Origin of the sequence: Halomonas sp. H2 (genome assembly GCF_050215315.1) — a bacterium.
Lineage (GTDB): Bacteria > Pseudomonadota > Gammaproteobacteria > Pseudomonadales > Halomonadaceae > Vreelandella.
On sequence record NZ_CP189760.1, the window covers coordinates 2,845,606 to 2,863,247 of the forward strand.

Consider the following 17,642-nt stretch of genomic DNA (forward strand, 5'->3'; position numbering starts at 1 on the left):
GACTAAGAGCCGCGAAACGGCGGCTCCTCGCCATGCCGCAGACGGCGAATATTGAATCCATGGCGGGTCAGCACCAGTAGGCTGAAGCCGCCTACCACCATGAAATACTCTGGGGCTAACCAAACACATAACAGCGGCGCCAATAACGCACTCACTAATGAGGCAATTGCCGCCGTCTTCAATCGCCATGCCAGCAATGACCAGACAACCGCACTCAATAGCGCCACATAGGGCACCAACACCAGCAGTACACCAAATGCGCTAGCGACCGCCTTGCCGCCACGAAAACCGTGCCATAGTGGAAAACTGTGGCCCAACAAAACAGCCAGCCCAACCAGTCCTTGCAGCCAAATCGGGCAACTCATCAATTTCGCCCCCAGTACGGCAGGCATGCCCTTCAAGGCGTCTAACAGCAGCGTCACTGCTGCCAAACGCGGGCCATAAAGTCTCAGTACGTTGGAAAAGCCTGGATTAGATGAGCCGTGCTGGCGGGGGTCGCCCACGCCAGCCAGGCGGCAAACGCTCAACGCTGCCAGCCAACTACCGCTTAAATAACCCACCACTATCCACACCATGGCGCTCTGCTCGCTTTATAGACCGTCTCGATAGTTCGGCTGACTGTCGTTTAACCCCATCCTAACGTACAATCGCCCGCTTGTTGCCGTAGGGGGAAGCTGGATGGATCGCATTTTGATTGAGGCGTTAGCCGTCGACACTGTCATTGGTGTCTACGACTGGGAGCGCTCGATTCAACAGTCGTTAAGCCTAGACTTGGTTTTGGCCACTGACATTCGTTCGGCAGCAGCCACCGATGATTTGCGCCTCACACTAGACTACGCCGCTATCTGCCAGCGTATCCAGCAGTTTGCCGACGCCCATCAATTTGCCCTGGTAGAGACCTTTGCCGAGCGCCTCGCTGAGTGCCTGCGTACTGAGTTTCCGATCACCTGGCTGCGTTTAACGGTACGCAAACCGGGGGCCGTTCCTAACGCCACTAGCGTCGGCCTGGAAATTACCCGCGGCAGCCTGCCAGAGGCAACCCAGGAGATCAGCGCATGAAGCTGGTGACGGTCAGTTTAGGCAGCAACATCCACCCTACCCGGCATATTCGCTGCTGCCTTGATGCGCTTGCCGATACCTTCGGCCCCCTGCAGATCTCTCGGGTGTTTGAAAGCGAGCCGGTCGGATTCACCGACAGCCGTAATTTCTATAACCTAGTGGTGGCATTTCATAGCGCTTGGACACCCGGCGAACTGCAGGCGTGGGGTAAACAGCTCGAAATTGAGCATGGCCGCCTGCCCGATATTGCTAAATTTAGCCCCCGCGCGCTGGATATTGACCTGCTAACCGTGGGGGACACCTGCGGCACTGCCGATGGCATCACCTTACCGCGCAGCGAAATCACCCATAATGCGTTTGTTTTACAGCCGCTTGCCGAGTTGCTGCCCGAGCAGCGCCACCCTCGCTGCGGCACGCCTTATACTGCGCTCTGGAGCGCCTTCGAGCTAGGCAACCAGCGCCTCTGGGCGGTAGATTTCAGCTGGCGGGGCCGCTGGATCTCTCAAGCAGACGAACAGCCCTTTTTTGCTGGGGCACTTAGATAACGCTCTCGGCAGCTTACCCGCAAAAAAACACTACGTTAATGCAGCCACCACTGCCTGCCCGCGGCGCTCGCGCAAAGCTCTACCCAACGCCGCGCCTTGATACCCTTCGGCTATTAGCGTCTGAGGATTAACCATGCGGGCGGCTTGCCAGGCATGACCCAGCCTCGCCATCTGCTCAGGTGCCAGCACGCCCACTAATGCCAACTGCGCCTCGACCTGTGCTGGTTTACGCCAGCCATCCAAACGCTCCAGCCAGTACAGCACCTTCGGCCCATCCAGCGGTTCAACTAATAGCGCATGAGTATGCGCGGCATGGCGGGCAAGCTGAGCAACGGCGTTAGGCAGCTTAAGCCCGGCGGCCAAAACCTCGCGCTGATCGGCGGTTAGCGGCGAGAGCAACTGTGCATAGCGCCAGTGGGCCAACGGCAGAGCACTGCTGGAAGGCACCTGAGCCAGCGCAATTAAGCCTTGCTTTAATGCCTCACCCGCTAATGCTGGCCACCACACGCTGAGCGCGTCACAACGCTCCAACGTGGTGAAGTAAACCTCTGGGTTCGGCTCGCCTAGCGCTTTCTCGGTTTCCACCCACACTCGCTCGGCGGCCAAATGTTCAAGCTCGCCGCTTTGGCTCACTTGGCGCATCAGCGCTAACGTCTCGGGTGCGATGGTGAAACCCAGCGACGCATAGCGAGCCAGAAAGCGCGCGGTACGCAGCACCCGCAGCGGGTCTTCGCTAAACGCCGCTGAGATATGCCGCAACACACGCCGCTCAATATCGCCCTGACCATTGAAAGGGTCGATCAACTCGCCGTCAGTGCTCTGAGCAATCGCGTTGATGGTCAAATCACGCCGCAGCAAATCCTCTTCCAGGGTCACATCCGGGCTGGCGTGCACCTCAAAACCTGCATAACCGTGTCCCGACTTACGCTCAGTGCGGGCCAGAGCGTACTCTTCCGCCGACTCTGGGTGCAAAAAGACCGGAAAGTCGCGCCCCACGGGTTTAAAGCCGCGCTTGCGCATGTCGTCTGGCGTGGCACCCACCACCACCCAGTCGTTGTCATAGACCGGCCAGCCTAGCAACACATCGCGCACGGCGCCTCCGACCCGATAAACGTTCAGGCCCGCTAAGCGTGGATCACTGTTTGGTTCTTTCACTACCGCCTTCCCCGCTGATGACTCGCTACACTGGTGCGCTCGCCGCTGACCAGATCAAGCGCGGTTAATCGCCCGCCCCAAACACAGCCTGTATCCAGCGCCTCTGCGGGCACTCGAGCTTTAGGGGTCTTACCCTCAAGAGCAGCCCAGTGGCCAAATAGCAGCCGAGTGTCATCGCTACGCGGGTATTGAAACCAGGGTAGAAAGCTCTCTGGGGTGCTATCGAGCCCCTCTTTGGCAGCAAAATTCAAGCGCCCCTGGGCATCAATAAAGCGCATCCGGGTCAGTACGTTGACGATCAGGCGCAGGCGATCCATGCCGTCTAGATCGTCGCGCCAAAGATCCGGTTGGTTGCCAAATAGCTGGGTTAAAAACTCACCGGACGCCTCACTTGTAAGTGCCGCCTGCACTTCACGCCCGAGCGCCTCGGTTTGGGCCACGCTCCACTGGGGCAACAGCCCGGCGTGGGTCATCAGCGTATGGTTTTCAAACACACTCAGCGGCTGGCTCTGCAGCCAATCCAGCAGCGCTTCGCGGTCAGGCGCGTTTAGAATATCGCCCAAGGTGTCGTTTTTTTTCAGTTTGCCACCGCCGCGGGCCGCCACTAACAAATAAAAATCGTGATTACCCAGCACCGTTCGCGCGGTGCTGCCCAGCGCATGCACTTCCCGCAGGCACGCTAAAGAGCCTGGCCCTCGGTTGATCAAATCGCCCACCAGCCAAAGCGTATCCCGCGCAGGATCGAAGCCGAGCTTCTCAAGAAGTGCTACAAACTCGGCGTGACAGCCGTGTAAATCGCCGATCGCATAGCTACTCATGCGCGAAGCCTTTATTAATGAAATGAGTGGGCTAAATACTACCACCTCATCTACTTACTCTGCCTGCCGTCGTTGTCCATGTTAATGATTAACACTGGTGAAAAAGCCGAACCTGGACCACTATAAAAGTACGCTTTAGCACTCTTAAGCCCCACGTCATCAAAGAAGCTTCCGCTATAAACGTTGCTACCACTGTTAAGGAAAACGACACCCATATGCCTATGGATCATACCCGGCGCGGGCTACTACGCGTCGTCTCCCTTGCCGGTATCGGTGCGGTAGTGCTGCCCGGCTCCATGCTTCCCCCAACTGTCCAAGCTGCAGGCCCTAAGCTCTCCCCACCACCCGCCCCGGTGACGGTGAACGGCTGGCTGCTTAAGGCTAGCGACCGCTGATGTATATTGATTTCAAGGCTATCAGTGAACATCAGGACGGCGTAGATGTGTGCATTATTGGCGCTGGCGCTGCGGGCATTTCAATGGCGGTCACTTTGGCAGAGCAGGGGCACAGTGTATTGCTCTGCGAAGGCGGCGATGCTGAATACAGCGAACGCTCCCAAGAGTGCTACCGGGGCGAGACAGTGGGAGACCCTTATATTCCGCTGCATGGCGCTCGCTTGCGCTACTTAGGTGGGTCGACCAACCACTGGGGAGGCGTTTGTCGCCCCTTGGATCGTTACGACTTTACCGCCAAGACAGCCAGTAGCGAAACGGCCTGGCCAATTGGCCGTGATGCGCTAGAACCTTACTACAACGCTGCCGTCAGCATACTTAGCTTAGAGACGACGCCTGCCGATTACTTGATCGCTAACGCGGGGCTTAAGCGCATCTTTTTTTCGCTGGGTTCCCCCACGCGTATGAAGGAAAAGCATGCCGCTACGCTCAGCGAGCTAACCGCTCTTCAATGCTGCCTAACCGCCAATTTGGTCGCGCTAGAAACGCAAAATGGCAAGGTCACCACTGCCACTTTTAGAAACTACCAAGGCGACTACCGTCAGGTTCGGGCTCGCTACTTCGTACTCGCCTGCGGCGGCATTGAAAACTCGCGTCTATTGCTGTGGTGCAATCAACAGGCCCAAGGACAACTGATACCAGAAGATGCCACCCTCGGGCGCTACTGGATGGAGCATCCCCACGCCACGGTGGGTAAGGCACTGCTGTTTGAACCCGCAGCGCTGGGCCTGGACGATGAGCACAATGTATTTCTCTCCCCCTCGGCTGACGCCATCGCCTCACGGCAAATGCTTAACTGTGGCTTGCGCTTGCACCGCATGAACGCTGAGGCCACCCAGGAATTGATCAATGAGCTCGCTGATCAGGCACCTACGCTGGCTGGGCGAATAACTACCTGGCAAGCGCAGGGGCGGGTGATTCATGGTGCAGTGCTAAGAGCTGCCTGGGAGCAGGAGCCACGCTTCGATAATCGTATCGAGCTTAGCGATGAATTGGATGAGTTGGGCGTACCACGCAGCCGCTTGGTTTGGCGGCAATCGGATTTGGACCGTCACACTATTCGCGAGAGCATACTGCTACTCGGCGAGTATCTGCGCGACAACGAGGTCGGAAGGCTACAAATGGAAGACTGGCTAGCGGCTCCTCCCGTGCACCTACCTACCGAGGGCGAAATCGCTGGCCGTCACCATATGGGCGGGACACGGATGAGTATGAACCCAGAGAGCGGCATCGTTAACTCTGACTGCCGCCTGTTTGCTCAGGATAATTTCTATATCGCGGGTTCCAGCCTTTTCGCCAGCGCCGGCCATGCCAATCCAACACTAACCTTAGTGCAGCTGGCCCTGCGGCTTTGCGACCATCTGGAGAACAGGCTAGCGCTAGACGCCTAGTGAAGCTGTAGCGGCGCTGCCAACCTGAAGGGAGTAATCGCCACCTCAAAGGCGCGCTGAGTGGAGGTGTCTAACAAGGTGTAGGCACCTTCCATCACCCCTACCGGCGTTTGTAGAATGGCACGACTGGTGTAGCGAAAGCTCTGGCCGGGGCCAATCAGCGGCTGCTGACCAACAACGCCTTTGCCACGCACTTCCTGGCAGTCACCGCTGCCCTGGGTGATTTTCCAGTAGCGCGCCATCAACTGAACACTGTGGGGGCTTTGGTTGTGCACCGTCACTGTGTAGCTAAACACGTAGCGCGACTCAACGTCGCTGGACTCATCGGCTCGATAGCGAGGTGCGACGCTTACTTCGATCGCTAGGCCACTCACTCTTCGCTGCCTCGCTCACTGCTCACCGGTTCATTGGCCGCAACACGGTTGGCAATCGCCACATACTCGGCCACCGTTAGGGTTTGTGGACGGCGAATGGGATCAATACCCAGCTCTTCTAACGTCTCGACACTCACCCGCCCCTTGAAGTTATTGCGCAGCGTTTTACGCCGCTGGCCAAAGGCGAGTTTGACCAGTTCAAACAGCAGCACAGGATCATCTGCGGTGTGAGGTAGGTGCTCGTGGGGCGTTAAGCGCACAATCGCCGAGTCAACCTTGGGGCGCGGCACAAAGGCTTCCGGCGGCACAATAAACAGCTGTTCGACCTGGCAGTAGTACTGGGCCATGACCGATAAACGCCCCCAATCAGCGCCGCCTGGCTCTGCCGCTAAGCGCTCAACCACCTCTTTTTGCAGCATAAAGTGCATATCCTCTAGCGCACTTCCTGCCGCCAGTAGATGAATTATCAGCGGCGTGGAGATGTTATAGGGCAGGTTGCCCACCACGCGTAGCGCGGGCCCATCGCCTTTTAGCGCGGCAAAATCAAACTTCAGCGCGTCGCCTTCATGGATCACAAAATCTGGGTAGTTAAAAAATTGCACCCGCAGGCCAGGAATTAGATCGCGGTCGAGTTCAATCACCTCGAGGTGCCCGGCGGCTTCCAGCAACGGCTCAGTTAGTGCGCCCTGGCCTGGGCCGATTTCGACAAGCCGATCCGCCGAGCGCGGACCCACCGCGCGAACGATCCGCGAAATAATGCCGAGATCGCGTAAAAAATTCTGACCAAAGCGTTTACGGGCGCGATGTTGGGGCACAGTAGACATCAAACGGTGTTCCTTGGAGTGCAAATTCAATCGAGAGTATGTAGCAACAAAGACTAGGCAGTCGCCGACAATTGCTGCGCGGCTAAACGGCGAGCAAGGGCGATAGCGACATTTAGGCTGCCGGGGTCGGCTACCCCTTTACCGGCCAGATCTAGCGCGGTGCCGTGGTCGACCGACGTGCGCACCAGCGGTAGGCCCAACGTAATATTGGCGGCTTGGCCGAAGCCTGCGTACTTGAGAACTGCCAAGCCCTGGTCATGGTACATCGCCAATACCGCATCGACACCCGCTAAGTGGCGGGGAGTAAACAGCGTGTCGGCTGGCAGTGGGCCGTGAATATCCAACCCCTCAGCGCGTAAGGCTTCCAGCGCTGGAATAATAATGTCCAGCTCTTCGCGGCCCAAATGGCCATCTTCACCGGCATGTGGATTTAAACCACACACGGCAATACGCGGTTTGGCAATCCCAAACTGGCGTTGCAGATCAGCCGCCAGCAAGCGGCTAATCTGAGTCACCCGAGCATAGGTAATCGCATCCGCCACATTGCGCAGCGGCAAGTGGGTAGTAACCAGTGCCACGCGAAGATCACCGCTGCCCTGCCAGTTTGGTGACGCCGCATGCAGCGCTGCATCGGTGGCCAGCAGCATCACCACTTCAGCGACACCGCAGGCATCACGCAGCCACTCGGTGTGGCCGGTAAAGCCAGGATGCCCCCCTTCGATAATCACGCCTTTATGCAGTGGCGCCGTAACCATAGCGGCGGCGTGGCCTACCTGGCACGCCTCAACAGCTAGCGCCAATGTAGCCAGCACATAGTCGGCATTGGCGGGGTTTAAGCACCCAGGTGTCGCAGGCGCTTTAAGCGCGACGGGCCAGACCGGCAATACCCCGACGCCAGCCGGTAATTGACCGGGTGAACATTCAACAATCGTGATAGTAAGCCCCAGCATAGCTGCCCGCTGGCGCAGCATATCCGGGTCGCCAATGGCGACGGTATGAGCGGGCAGTTGGCCCTGCGCTGCCAGCATTAAGATTAGCTCAGGGCCGATACCCGCCGGTTCGCCGGTCGTCACTACCACCGGCAAGGCGCTGTTTAGCGTTACCGCGACATCGACGCTTAAACCTCGATCAACCATCAGAGACGAATATCAACAAAGGCCTGTGAACGGATCTCTTGCTGCCAAGTTTGCAGCTCTGCGTTGGCGCGGCGCTGGAAAATCGCCTGGCGCACCTGCTCGCGCTGGCTCTCCTGCGTGACGTTCTGGCGGCGGCGCTCTTGCACTTCAATCACGTGGTAGCCGAACTGAGAGCGTACCGGTTGAGATATCTGGTTGGCACCTAAATCGCGCATCGCTTCTTCAAAAGCAGGCACGGTTTGCCCTGGGCGCACCCAGCCAAGCTCACCACCGTTAAGCGCGGTTCCACTATCGTCACTAACCTCACGCGCCAGCGAGGCAAAATCCTCGCCCTGAGACAAGCGCTCGCGCACTTCTTCAGCACGGGCACGGGCCTGATTTTCATTGCGATTAGGGGTCAGGGCAATCAGCACATGGCGTGCGCGGATCTCTTCAATAAAGTTCTGCTCGCCGGGCTGATTCGGCTGCTGATTTAAAAAGCGCTCAACATCACGATCGCTGACCGAGACACGATTACGAATCTGACTCTGCTGCACCTGACGCATAAGTATTTCACGGCGCACATCATCACGTACCATAGCCAAGGTCATACCGTCGCCCTCTACCGCATCGGCAAACTCTTCAAGTGTCATACCGTTTGATTCGGCGATGGAACGCACTTGGCTATTAAGCTCGGTGTCGTCAATAGTAAGACTGGCGTCTTCCGCCATCTGGAGCTGAATCTCCTCCATCACCATGCGCTCAAGCACCTGACGCTCAAGCTGCGAACGGGGAGGAAGATTGCCGCCCTGAGCTTGAGCCTGCTGCTCAATTTGTGCCATGCGACCATCTAGTTCGCTGCGCATAATGACATCGTCATTAACCACCGCCGCAACGCCATCAAGCATTTGGCGTTGGGTGGACTCGAAATTCTGCGCCTGCAGCGCAAGCGGGGCCAACGCCATGCTTACGCCTACGCACAGAGCCAGCAGGCTACCAGCAGAGCGCTGTTTCATACGGCCTAGCAGGGGCTTTCTCATTTTCATAACAAACGTCTCTTTCATTAGCCATTCAGTGGGTGTCATTTACAGGGCAGTCGGACGATAGCCAGGAATGGTCTGTTCAAAATAGCTGTCCGCATCCTGGCCGACGCCACCTAAGCCACGGAATACGAAGCGCAAAAATAGCCCGCGATCATTAAAGTCATCATCGATGCGGGCAGTATCGTCATCATCGACCCATTCGCGCCAAACTAACTGCAGGCCGTAGCAGCAGTTATTCCACTGCACGCCTGCCAGTTGCTCAAGAGAGCGATCATTGGTTTGATCGTGCAGGTAGCGGCCAATCAAATCAATGCTGGTGCTGGCTTTCCAGGCAAACGACAGATCCCACTCTTCGCGATTATAGTCACGAAAGCCATCATCGCCGGGCAATACGCCTGGGTCGAACCCTTCGATCTCCCAACGGTAGCCAAGGTTCACTACGTGGCCTTCAGGATGGCGATATCCCACATCGATGCTAGAGCGTTCGGTGCGCTCGCGGTGGTCATCGTAGAGCCATTCTGCCCCACTGCTCCAGCGGTCGTTGATCTGCCAGTCAAGTCGAGACACCAGCGGCGAGCGATCCCGGGTGGCCTGGTAACGGCTTTCCGGGTTAACGTTCGGGTTATCTTCCGGCCGATCCGGCAGTGTATCGGGATCGCCTTCGCTGTCGATTCGCCGCTCATCGAAGTAAACGCTCTGCCCGACCCCAAACGATAGACGGTCGCGACCGGTGGCATCTTCCAACAGGCGCGACTGCACGCCATACGAGAGCCGGTTGAGATCACCCACCCGGTCGGCGCCGGAAAAGCGCTGGGCTGACCAGAGCTGATCCCAGGAGAAGGCGCGTTCACGGCTATCAAAATCGGGCAATTCACTCTGGTTCGTACGCGGCACATAAGCGTAGTTCAAACGCGGCTCTAAGGTTTGACGATAATCGCGCCCCCCCAGCGCTAGCTCACGCTCAAACACCAACCCGCTGTCGATTGAGGTCAGCGCAACGCTACGGCTGGGTGAATCACCACGCTCCGTATCGCGCTCACCGTAATCGAGTTCGTAGGCGGTGTTCCACAGTTCGGTACGTGGCTCCAGGTAGCCCCACGGCTGCTCAAATCGCCAGCCAACGGCGGGCGTAAGATGCACGCGGGTACCGGTGGCTGCTTCGCGTTCATCCACATCGCGCTCATCCACATCGCGCCAAAAGTAGGTCGCGTTGGAACGCCACTGGGTATACAGCCCGTTGTCGAACTGCCAATTGGCGTTGGCGCTTAGACTCGGCAGTCGGTAAAAAGGCTTGTCAGTATCGTTAAGCGGGTCTTCCAGGCGCTGGAAGCCCTGGGCGCGGGCATCTAACTGCCAGCGCTGGCCGCGGTAATCGACCTGGGCCAAACGCTCCATGCTGACGCGGTCACTCTCGCCAAACTCACCACCAAAGTCATCGAAATAGCGCCCGTCACTGGCCGCCCCGTAGCGCAGCCGGTAATCACTGCGCTCGTTGACACGCCCAGCGTGGCGAGCATCAACATACCAGCGATCCTCGCCCTCAAAGCGATTCGCATCGCCGCCAGAGCCGCCGTTATCGCTATTTAAATAGCCGCCTTCAACGATGCCCGCGCTCTCTTCAAACAGGTAGCGGTACTCACCGTTCATCAACAGCCCGCGGTCGCTCATCCAGCGCGGTGTAATGGTCGCATCGTGGTTAGCGGCGATATTCCAATAAAACGGCTGAGCATAGTCGAACCCATCTGATGAAAAACCAATCGACGGAGAAAGTAGCCCCGTATGGCGACGGTCATCGATGGGAAAACGTAACCATGGCCAATAAAACACCGGGACGTCTTTAACATGTAAACGCGCATGACGAGCGGTTCCGTAACCTTCGGCCTGGTTAAGGCGAATATCGCTACTGACTAACTGCCAGCTATTTTCACCCGGGTCACAGGTGGTGAAACTAGCGTCTTGCAAGCGGTATTGGGATTCGCCGGTCTGCTCCAATTGGCTGGCCTGTCCACGCAAATGCTGTTCATACAGCACATAGTGACTATTCCCCAGCGTCGCGCGATCTTCATTGAGTCTAAGCATCGCCTGCTCACCACGCACCAGCGCTTGTCCATCGCGGATGGCAATATTACCTTCTGCATCAACCTGCTGACGGTCGGCGGGTAGAAAGATTCGCTCGGCTTCCACTTCTTCATTGCCGCGGCGTAACACGACGTCACCGCGTAGCAGCGCTTCACCATTGGCCGCGTAGTCGACGTCGCTGGCCTCTAGTGAGAGATTTTCCGGGTTATCTTGCGCTGGCAAGCGGTAGCCGGGCATCACGTAGCGCCCACGGCACAATTGGTTAGCCGCTTCCTCTTCTCCCCAGGGTTGCCAATCCAACGCTTCAGCGGACATGGATTGGCCCTGAGCCCCCGCTGTAAACGAGGCGCCAGCAAGCAAACTGCCCATCAGCGTATGCGCAACCGGCAACGTGCGCGAAAATCGCTTGCCCATGTTCGTTATCCTTGGCATCCAGAATGGGTATTATACAGCCCGCATGATGCCCGACCAGCAAGGAGCTTGCATGTCCTCATATCGGATTAACGCCCTCACCACGTGGGCTGCCCAACAAAATGGCCTTTCTGAGGCCGATATTTCACTTTCATCCGCCGTGGGTGATGCGAGTTTTCGGCGCTATTTTCGCCTAACGCTACCCAACGGCAGTACCCAGGTGGTCATGGACGCCCCACCTGAGCAGGAGGATTCCGCACCTTTTGTGGCTATCGCCAAACGCTGGCATAGCGCAGGCTTACCGGTACCCAAGGTGCTCGCCGCCAACTTAGCGGAGGGGTTTCTACTGCTCGACGACCTGGGTAACACGCCGCTGCAGAACTTATTCACCGACGACGCTACCACACAGGCCTACCATGCGCAGGCTCTCACGCTCATCGCGGAGCTGCAAAACCGCGCTGGCCCTGACTCACTGCCCGCCTATGATACGGCGCTACTCGGCCGGGAGCTCGATTTGTTTCCCGAGTGGTGTCTTGACGCTTGGCTAAACCTACCACCGCCGGAAAGCTGGCAGGCTATTCGCGAGCACCTGATCCAGCAGGCCATAGCGCAGCCGGTCGTTAGTGTGCACCGTGATTATGATGCTATGAACTTGATGGTGCATGACCAGCGGCTGTTTATGATCGACTTCCAGGACGCGGTGGCGGGCCCTCTCAGCTACGACGTTATCTCGCTACTGCGCGGGCGCTACTGCCGCTTTAGCAGCGAGCAGTTTGACGACTTTGTTAAGGCGTTTTATCAGCAGGCACGTCATGATGGCCGTCTTCCCAGCAGCGTGGATTTTGTCACTTTTCTGAACCAGTGCCACGCGATGGCCGCCCAGCGTTCGCTAAAAGTGCTGGGGATTTTCTGCCGCTTAACCCTGCGCGATCAAAAAAGTGGTTACCTGGAACGCTTGCCGCACTTTTTGAATCATCTGGAAGATAGTCTTTCGTCGCTATCGCTCTCAACCATGCCCCCCTCAACCTTGTCACAGCAGGCTGAATTCACCGAGTGGGTCAAGCGCACATTGAGGCCTGCGATTGAACAACGGCTTTCGGGGTCGGCCTTATGAGAGCAATGATTCTAGCGGCGGGGCTTGGCAAGCGGATGCGACCGCTCACCGACCACTGCCCCAAACCGCTGCTGCCGGTCGCGGGCAAGCCGCTCATCGTGCACCACCTGGAGCGGCTTCGCGCGGCGGGCATTCATGAAGTCGTTATCAATGTCAGCTACCGTGCCGAGCAGATTATCGCAGCACTTGGCAATGGTGACGCTTATGGGCTGCGCATTCATTGGAGTCGAGAAACAGCACCACTGGAAACCGGCGGCGGCATTCAGCAAGCGCTGCCGCTGCTCAGTGAGGCGCCGTTTTTACTGATTAATGGCGACGTATGGTGCAACGCGCTGCCCGCCCCTCAGGCGCTTAAGGGCGATGATTTGGCGCACCTGGTGCTAGTGGATAACCCTTCCCACCACCCCGACGGCGATTTTGGCCTGGCAGCAGGCCGCGTCAATCAAACGAGCACTGAGCGCTTAACCTTCGCCGGTATTAGCATTATTAACCCCGCGCTGCTGGCCGGTCAGCCCAAAGGTGCCTTTGCCTTAGCGCCGCTGCTTAGAACCGCTATCAATAACCACCAAGTGAGCGGCGAACGTTACCCGGGGCCGTGGGTCGACGTGGGAACCCCCGAGCGGCTAGCCGCGTTGGAAAACCTGCTAAATGGCTAAGCTATTGGTGATGCGCGCAGGCCAAGAAATGATATGCTGCGCGACTTACCTTTCGTCGCCTAGATGAGGAGAGCAACGTGAAAGCACGGGTAAAATGGACAGAAGGCCGTCAATTTGTAGCGGAATCCGGAAGCGGGCATAGCGTCGTGATCGACGGTCCGCCGGATCACGGTGGCCGCAACACCGGCCCGCGGCCAATGGAAATGCTGCTGATGGGCATGGGTAGCTGCACCGCGTTTGATATCTTGAATATTCTTGATAAGGCGCGTGCCGATGTGACTGACTGCGTGGCAGAACTGGATGCCGAGCGTGCCGATGAAGTGCCCGCGGTATTTACTAAGATTCACGTCCATTTCGTAGTCACCGGACGTGCCTTGAAAGAGAAGCAGGTGCAACGCGCCGTTGAACTCTCCGCTGAAAAATACTGCAGTGCATCGATTATGCTCGTTAACGGCGGCGTTGAGATCACTCATTCCTATGAGATCGTCGAGGCTTGAATCAGCAGGGGCCGCCTCCCCCAACAGTGTTTAAAAAAATGCCATGGTTGGATGCAACCCGCCGCCTGGGCGGGCATAATACGCCCGCTTGTTTGCGTAGCGCGTACTTGCAAACCTTGTTCGACCAACAGGGTAACAATTATTTATCGGTTCCGGCGCTGGCTCGTCGGGGTGTCTTCACCTGCCATAGGGAGGTTCGGATATGACAGACAATCTCCGACTCCACGGGTTTAACAACCTGACCAGCTCGTTGAGCTTTAACATTTACGACATCTGTTACGCCAAGACCCAAGAGCAGCGTGCGGCTTATATCGATTATATCGATGAGCTATACAACGCCGAACGTTTGACGCAGATTCTTAAAGACGTCACCAATATTATTGGCGCCCATGTGCTCAATATCGCCCGCCAGGACTATGAACCTCATGGCGCCAGCGTGACGATTTTGATTGCTGAGCATGAGCTGGACGACGCCGCGCCGGAACAAATTGCGCCGGGCCCCGGCCCCCTGCCGGAAACAGTCGTCGGCCACCTGGATAAAAGCCACGTCACTGTACACAGCTACCCTGAGTCACACCCTGACAACGGCATCAGCACTTTCCGGTTGGATATCGACGTCTCCACCTGTGGTCATATCAGCCCACTAAAAGCACTGAACTACCTGATCCACAGCTTTGACTCCGACATCGTCACCATGGATTACCGGGTGCGCGGCTTTACCCGCGACGTAGACGGCAAAAAGCTGTTCATCGATCACGGCATTACCTCTATCCAAGACTACCTTGCCGAAGATACTAAGCATGCGTATCAAATGATGGACGTCAACGTTTATCAGGAAAACATGTTCCACACCAAGATGCTGCTCAAGGACTTTGAGCTAGAAAACTACCTATTCGGTAAATCTCGACGCGATATCACGTTTGAAGAAGCGCGTGATATCGAGAGCCGTCTGCGTAAAGAGATGTTGGAGATTTTCTACTCCCGCAACTTAGACTAAGCGCTGTCTCAGAACACCAAAAGCCAGCTTTAGGCACTATACGTACCTAAAGCTGGCTTTTTTTATCACTTAAGCGCTATTTAATAGACGCTGGGTTCGCCTTCGGGGCGGGTCTTAAACCGTCGGTGCAACCATAGATACTGCTCTGGATGCTTGCGAATAGCCTGCTCAATAAACTGGTTGATGCGCGTTGCATCGGCCACCTCATCGTCACTTGGAAACCCCTCCAGGGCAGGCAGACTTTCAATCGTATAGGTAGCGTTATCGGGATTACGGTGAAACATCATCGGCACCACTGGCGCACCAGTCATCCGCGCGAGCTTTGCCGTTAAGCGAATAGTTGCTGCCTGCTGGCCAAACAGCGGCGCGAATACACTGGCATCGCGGCCAAAATCCTGATCCGGCGAGTACCATACCATACGGCCTTTTTTAAGCTGACGAACCGCACCGCGCAGGTCATAACGATCAATCGAAAGGCCAAAATTACGCCCACGGGCGCGGGTCATAAAGCGCTCAAATAATGGGTTATTATGCGGGCGATAAACTGCGTCGGCAGAGAAAAAAAGCGCGTGTATTGCGCCTCCTAAATCGAGGGAAGAGAAGTGAACGCCAACAATGATTACCCCTTTGCCCCGGGCTTGCGCGCGGGCCATATGCTCTTCGCCGATATAAGCGACCCGGTGGCGCAGACTCTCGCCATCTCGGCACCAGCCGGTCGCCGTTTCAATTAAGCCAATCCCATTGGCAATAAAAGTATCTTTGGCCAGTTGGCGCTGCTGTTCGGCATTTTTTTCAGGGAAACATAACGCGATATTGGTTTGGGTGATATGACGACGCCGCTTGGCAAAACGCCAGGCGAGCAGCCCGAGCCATTTGCCAGTGGCCATTTTCAATCCCCAGGGTAGCCAGGCAGCGACATACATCGCCCCTATCGCACACCAAGTAGGCCAATAACGCGGATGGGCGAAAGAGCGGGGGTAACGTGATTTCGACATAGAAACAACCGTTTAAACAGAACGCCCATGATAACGCCGCGGCACCCGGGGCAGTACCCCTGTTAACAGCGTATAGCTGATGGTATCGCAGTGCCGGGCTACTTCGTCCACCGGCAACACTTCCCCACTGCTGGCTCTGCCCCACAGTATGACTTCGCTACCAATCGTGGCGTTAAGCACATCCGTTACGTCCACCGTCAGCATATCCATCGAGACTTTACCGGCAATGGCGCAGTGCTGGCCGTTCACCAGAACCGGCGTGCCATCCTGGGCATGGCGGTCGTAGCCATCGCCGTAACCGCAGGCGACCACGGCAATACGCGAGCGCCTCGGCGCTCGCCAGCGACCGCTATAGCCGACTGGTTCGCCCTCCTCGATCTCACGCAGGGCAATAATTTCAGAGCGCAGTGTCATCACCGGCTGCAACTGCTGAGTGACTTCATTCGCGACTTCCAACGGGTCGCTGCCGTAGAGCATTACGCCCGGCCGGTTCCAGTCACCATGAGCAATGGGCCACGCCAGCGTCGCTGGCGAATTGGCAAGGCACAGGGGTGCTGCCAGCTCACTGGCAAGCGTCTGAAGCCGGGACATTTGCTGGTTGAAGTAGCGGTTATCGTGGGAGTCGGCACTGGCGAAGTGGCTCATTAGGTGAAGCGAGGCCACGCTAGACGCTGCGCTGAGCTGACGCCAGAGGGAGGCGGCTTGCTCAATGGCAAAGCCTAAACGGTGCATACCTGAATCGACTTTTAGCCACACCGGTATCGGCTGGCGCGGCGTTGCCGCCAACAAGGCATCAACTTGCCACTGTGTGTGCACCGCGATCCAGAAACCGTGGGTATCCACCAGCGCTAGCTCATCAGCGCTGAAAATGCCTTCAAGGAGCACGATGGGCTGAGTGATCCCCCCCTGCCGCAGCGTAAGGGCTTCTTCAATAGAGGCAACAGCAAATACTGGCGCCTGATCTTCAAGTGCTTTCGCGCAAGCCACAGCGCCGTGGCCGTAAGCATCGGCTTTGATAACGGCCACTGAGCGGCTTTGCGGCGCGCAGCGGCACGCCAATTGATAGTTATGACGCAGCGCGTCCAGGTTAATATCAGCCACTAGGGGGCGCATGCGTTGTCTCGCTTAGGTTTTTCTTTAGGTCTCAAACAGGGCTTCCAAAGAGAGGCCCTGCTTTTCCAGCGAACGGCGCAGTTTCTTGAGCGCTTCAACCTGGATCTGGCGTACTCGCTCACGGGTTAAACCAATTTCTGCGCCCACTTCTTCAAGGGTTGCCGACTCATGGCCGCGCAAACCGAAACGGCGCACAACGACTTCGCGCTGTTTTTCGCTCAGCTCGTTCAGCCATAGATCCACATGCTCTTTAACATCGCCATCCACTAGGCAAGCTTCGGGGCCCTGCACTTCATCGTCGGCTAAAGTATCAATCAGTGGCTTGTCACTTTCGCCGCCCATGGGGTAGTCGACTGAAGAGACCCGCTCGTTAAGGCCAAGCATCTTCTTGACGACTTCGACCGGTTTATCCAAGTGCTCGGCGATCTCTTCAGCGGTGGCTTCATGGTCAAATTTCTGGGTTAATTCGCGCGCCGCACGCAGGTAGATATTGAGCTCTTTGACCACGTGGATGGGCAGTCGGATCGTGCGCGTTTGGTTCATCAACGCACGCTCAATGGTCTGGCGAATCCACCACGTGGCATAGGTCGAAAAACGAAAGCCACGTTCGGGATCAAACTTCTCCACCGCGCGGATCAAGCCCAAATTGCCCTCTTCGATCAAATCGAGCAGCGTTAAGCCACGATTAAGATAGCGGCGGGCAATTTTAACGACTAACCGCAAGTTGGACTCAATCATTCGCGAGCGACCCATGGGGTCACCCTTGCGTGCTAAGCGGCCGTAATAAACTTCCTCTTCTGGCGTTAATAGTGGCGAAAAACCAATTTCGTTGAGGTAAATTTGCGTTGCATCCAAGCTTTGAGTCGATTGTCGCTCCTCACGCCCTAGCGCCTTCTCAAAAGCCTCTTCTTCTACCGTAGCGTCATCGGTATCTTCAAGCGCCTCCTCAGCAGCATTCAGGTCAACCTCCTGTAGATCTTTCTCCAACATACTCATGGTCTTAC

General features: G+C 56.9%; 19 protein-coding genes. 8 read left to right on the forward strand and 11 right to left on the reverse strand.

Translation table 11 applies throughout. The annotated features are described in order from the left end of the window. Positions 1-2 precede the first annotated feature (2 nt). Entirely contained in the window at positions 3-575 is a 573-nt protein-coding gene (gene plsY / locus ACQE2I_RS13220; RefSeq protein ID WP_427028532.1) for a glycerol-3-phosphate 1-O-acyltransferase PlsY, read from the reverse strand. Positions 576-678: 103 nt separating this feature from the next. Between plsY and folB the strand changes: the two genes are divergently transcribed. Both folB and folK read left to right on the forward strand, forming a co-directional pair. Then, the gene (gene folB / locus ACQE2I_RS13225) at positions 679-1,059 is read left to right on the forward strand and encodes a dihydroneopterin aldolase (protein ID WP_427028533.1); all 381 of its coding nucleotides are present in this window, start codon (positions 679-681) and stop codon (positions 1,057-1,059) included. After that, positions 1,056-1,604, forward strand: a complete 549-nt coding sequence (gene folK, locus ACQE2I_RS13230) for a 2-amino-4-hydroxy-6-hydroxymethyldihydropteridine diphosphokinase (protein WP_427028534.1) — start codon at positions 1,056-1,058, stop codon at positions 1,602-1,604. Before folB ends, folK begins: the two co-directional genes overlap by 4 nt. Before the next feature lie 30 nt (positions 1,605-1,634). Here folK and ACQE2I_RS13235 read toward each other — a convergent pair whose 3' ends face one another. Next, positions 1,635-2,759 carry a polynucleotide adenylyltransferase gene (locus ACQE2I_RS13235; protein WP_427028535.1) on the reverse strand — a complete coding sequence of 375 codons (1,125 nt, stop codon included), beginning with the start codon at positions 2,757-2,759 and terminating at the stop codon, positions 1,635-1,637. Further along, positions 2,759-3,577 (reverse strand): symmetrical bis(5'-nucleosyl)-tetraphosphatase, encoded by an 819-nt coding sequence (locus ACQE2I_RS13240; RefSeq protein WP_427028536.1) that lies wholly within the window; start codon positions 3,575-3,577, stop codon positions 2,759-2,761. Before ACQE2I_RS13240 ends, ACQE2I_RS13235 begins: the two co-directional genes overlap by 1 nt. Positions 3,578-3,792: 215 nt before the next feature. Between ACQE2I_RS13240 and ACQE2I_RS13245 the strand changes: the two genes are divergently transcribed. Continuing rightward, positions 3,793-3,972, forward strand: coding sequence for a hypothetical protein (locus ACQE2I_RS13245; protein WP_427028537.1), 180 nt, complete (start codon positions 3,793-3,795; stop codon positions 3,970-3,972). After that, positions 3,972-5,420 (forward strand): FAD-dependent oxidoreductase, encoded by a 1,449-nt coding sequence (locus ACQE2I_RS13250; protein ID WP_427028538.1) that lies wholly within the window; start codon positions 3,972-3,974, stop codon positions 5,418-5,420. Before ACQE2I_RS13245 ends, ACQE2I_RS13250 begins: the two co-directional genes overlap by 1 nt. Here the strand turns inward: ACQE2I_RS13250 and apaG are convergent. From apaG to ACQE2I_RS13275, 5 genes are read right to left on the reverse strand one after another with little or no spacing between them, the layout of a single operon-like run. Then, entirely contained in the window at positions 5,417-5,794 is a 378-nt protein-coding gene (gene apaG / locus ACQE2I_RS13255; RefSeq protein WP_427028539.1) for a Co2+/Mg2+ efflux protein ApaG, read from the reverse strand. The two genes, ACQE2I_RS13250 and apaG, sit on opposite strands and share 4 nt — an antisense overlap. Next, complete coding sequence (gene rsmA, locus ACQE2I_RS13260; RefSeq protein WP_427028540.1) at positions 5,791-6,618, reverse strand: 16S rRNA (adenine(1518)-N(6)/adenine(1519)-N(6))-dimethyltransferase RsmA; 828 nt, start codon at positions 6,616-6,618, stop codon at positions 5,791-5,793. Before rsmA ends, apaG begins: the two co-directional genes overlap by 4 nt. A gap of 53 nt (positions 6,619-6,671) precedes the next feature. Further along, positions 6,672-7,754, reverse strand: coding sequence for a 4-hydroxythreonine-4-phosphate dehydrogenase PdxA (pdxA, locus tag ACQE2I_RS13265; RefSeq protein ID WP_427028541.1), 1,083 nt, complete (start codon positions 7,752-7,754; stop codon positions 6,672-6,674). After that, entirely contained in the window at positions 7,754-8,779 is a 1,026-nt protein-coding gene (locus tag ACQE2I_RS13270) for a peptidylprolyl isomerase (protein ID WP_427028542.1), read from the reverse strand. Before ACQE2I_RS13270 ends, pdxA begins: the two co-directional genes overlap by 1 nt. Before the next feature lie 39 nt (positions 8,780-8,818). After that, on the reverse strand, positions 8,819-11,269 hold the full coding sequence (locus tag ACQE2I_RS13275; RefSeq protein ID WP_427028543.1) for an LPS-assembly protein LptD: 2,451 nt from the start codon (positions 11,267-11,269) through the stop codon (positions 8,819-8,821). 70 nt (positions 11,270-11,339) lie between these two features. On the opposite strand from ACQE2I_RS13275, the gene ACQE2I_RS13280 reads away from it, so the two are divergent. The 4 genes from ACQE2I_RS13280 to speD all read left to right on the forward strand — a co-directional run bounded on the left by ACQE2I_RS13280 (position 11,340) and on the right by speD (position 14,530). Next, complete coding sequence (locus ACQE2I_RS13280) at positions 11,340-12,380, forward strand: aminoglycoside phosphotransferase family protein (RefSeq protein ID WP_427028544.1); 1,041 nt, start codon at positions 11,340-11,342, stop codon at positions 12,378-12,380. After that, positions 12,377-13,036 carry an N-acetylmuramate alpha-1-phosphate uridylyltransferase MurU gene (gene murU, locus ACQE2I_RS13285; protein ID WP_427028545.1) on the forward strand — a complete coding sequence of 220 codons (660 nt, stop codon included), beginning with the start codon at positions 12,377-12,379 and terminating at the stop codon, positions 13,034-13,036. Before ACQE2I_RS13280 ends, murU begins: the two co-directional genes overlap by 4 nt. 77 nt (positions 13,037-13,113) lie before the next feature. Then, positions 13,114-13,533, forward strand: coding sequence for an OsmC family protein (locus ACQE2I_RS13290; protein WP_308321317.1), 420 nt, complete (start codon positions 13,114-13,116; stop codon positions 13,531-13,533). Between the two features lie 202 nt (positions 13,534-13,735). Then, entirely contained in the window at positions 13,736-14,530 is a 795-nt protein-coding gene (gene speD, locus ACQE2I_RS13295) for an adenosylmethionine decarboxylase (protein WP_427028546.1), read from the forward strand. A gap of 80 nt (positions 14,531-14,610) precedes the next feature. Here the strand turns inward: speD and lpxL are convergent, their stop codons facing one another. The 3 genes from lpxL to rpoS are packed head-to-tail and all read right to left on the reverse strand — an operon-like array spanning position 14,611 to position 17,634. Further along, the gene (gene lpxL / locus ACQE2I_RS13300) at positions 14,611-15,525 is read right to left on the reverse strand and encodes an LpxL/LpxP family Kdo(2)-lipid IV(A) lauroyl/palmitoleoyl acyltransferase (RefSeq protein ID WP_427028547.1); all 915 of its coding nucleotides are present in this window, start codon (positions 15,523-15,525) and stop codon (positions 14,611-14,613) included. Between the two features lie 12 nt (positions 15,526-15,537). Beyond that, positions 15,538-16,638: an alanine racemase gene (gene alr, locus ACQE2I_RS13305; RefSeq protein ID WP_427028548.1), complete on the reverse strand. Its 1,101-nt coding sequence runs from the start codon at positions 16,636-16,638 to the stop codon at positions 15,538-15,540. Positions 16,639-16,662: 24 nt separating this feature from the next. Then, positions 16,663-17,634: an RNA polymerase sigma factor RpoS gene (rpoS, locus tag ACQE2I_RS13310; protein WP_427028549.1), complete on the reverse strand. Its 972-nt coding sequence runs from the start codon at positions 17,632-17,634 to the stop codon at positions 16,663-16,665. Positions 17,635-17,642 lie beyond the last annotated feature (8 nt).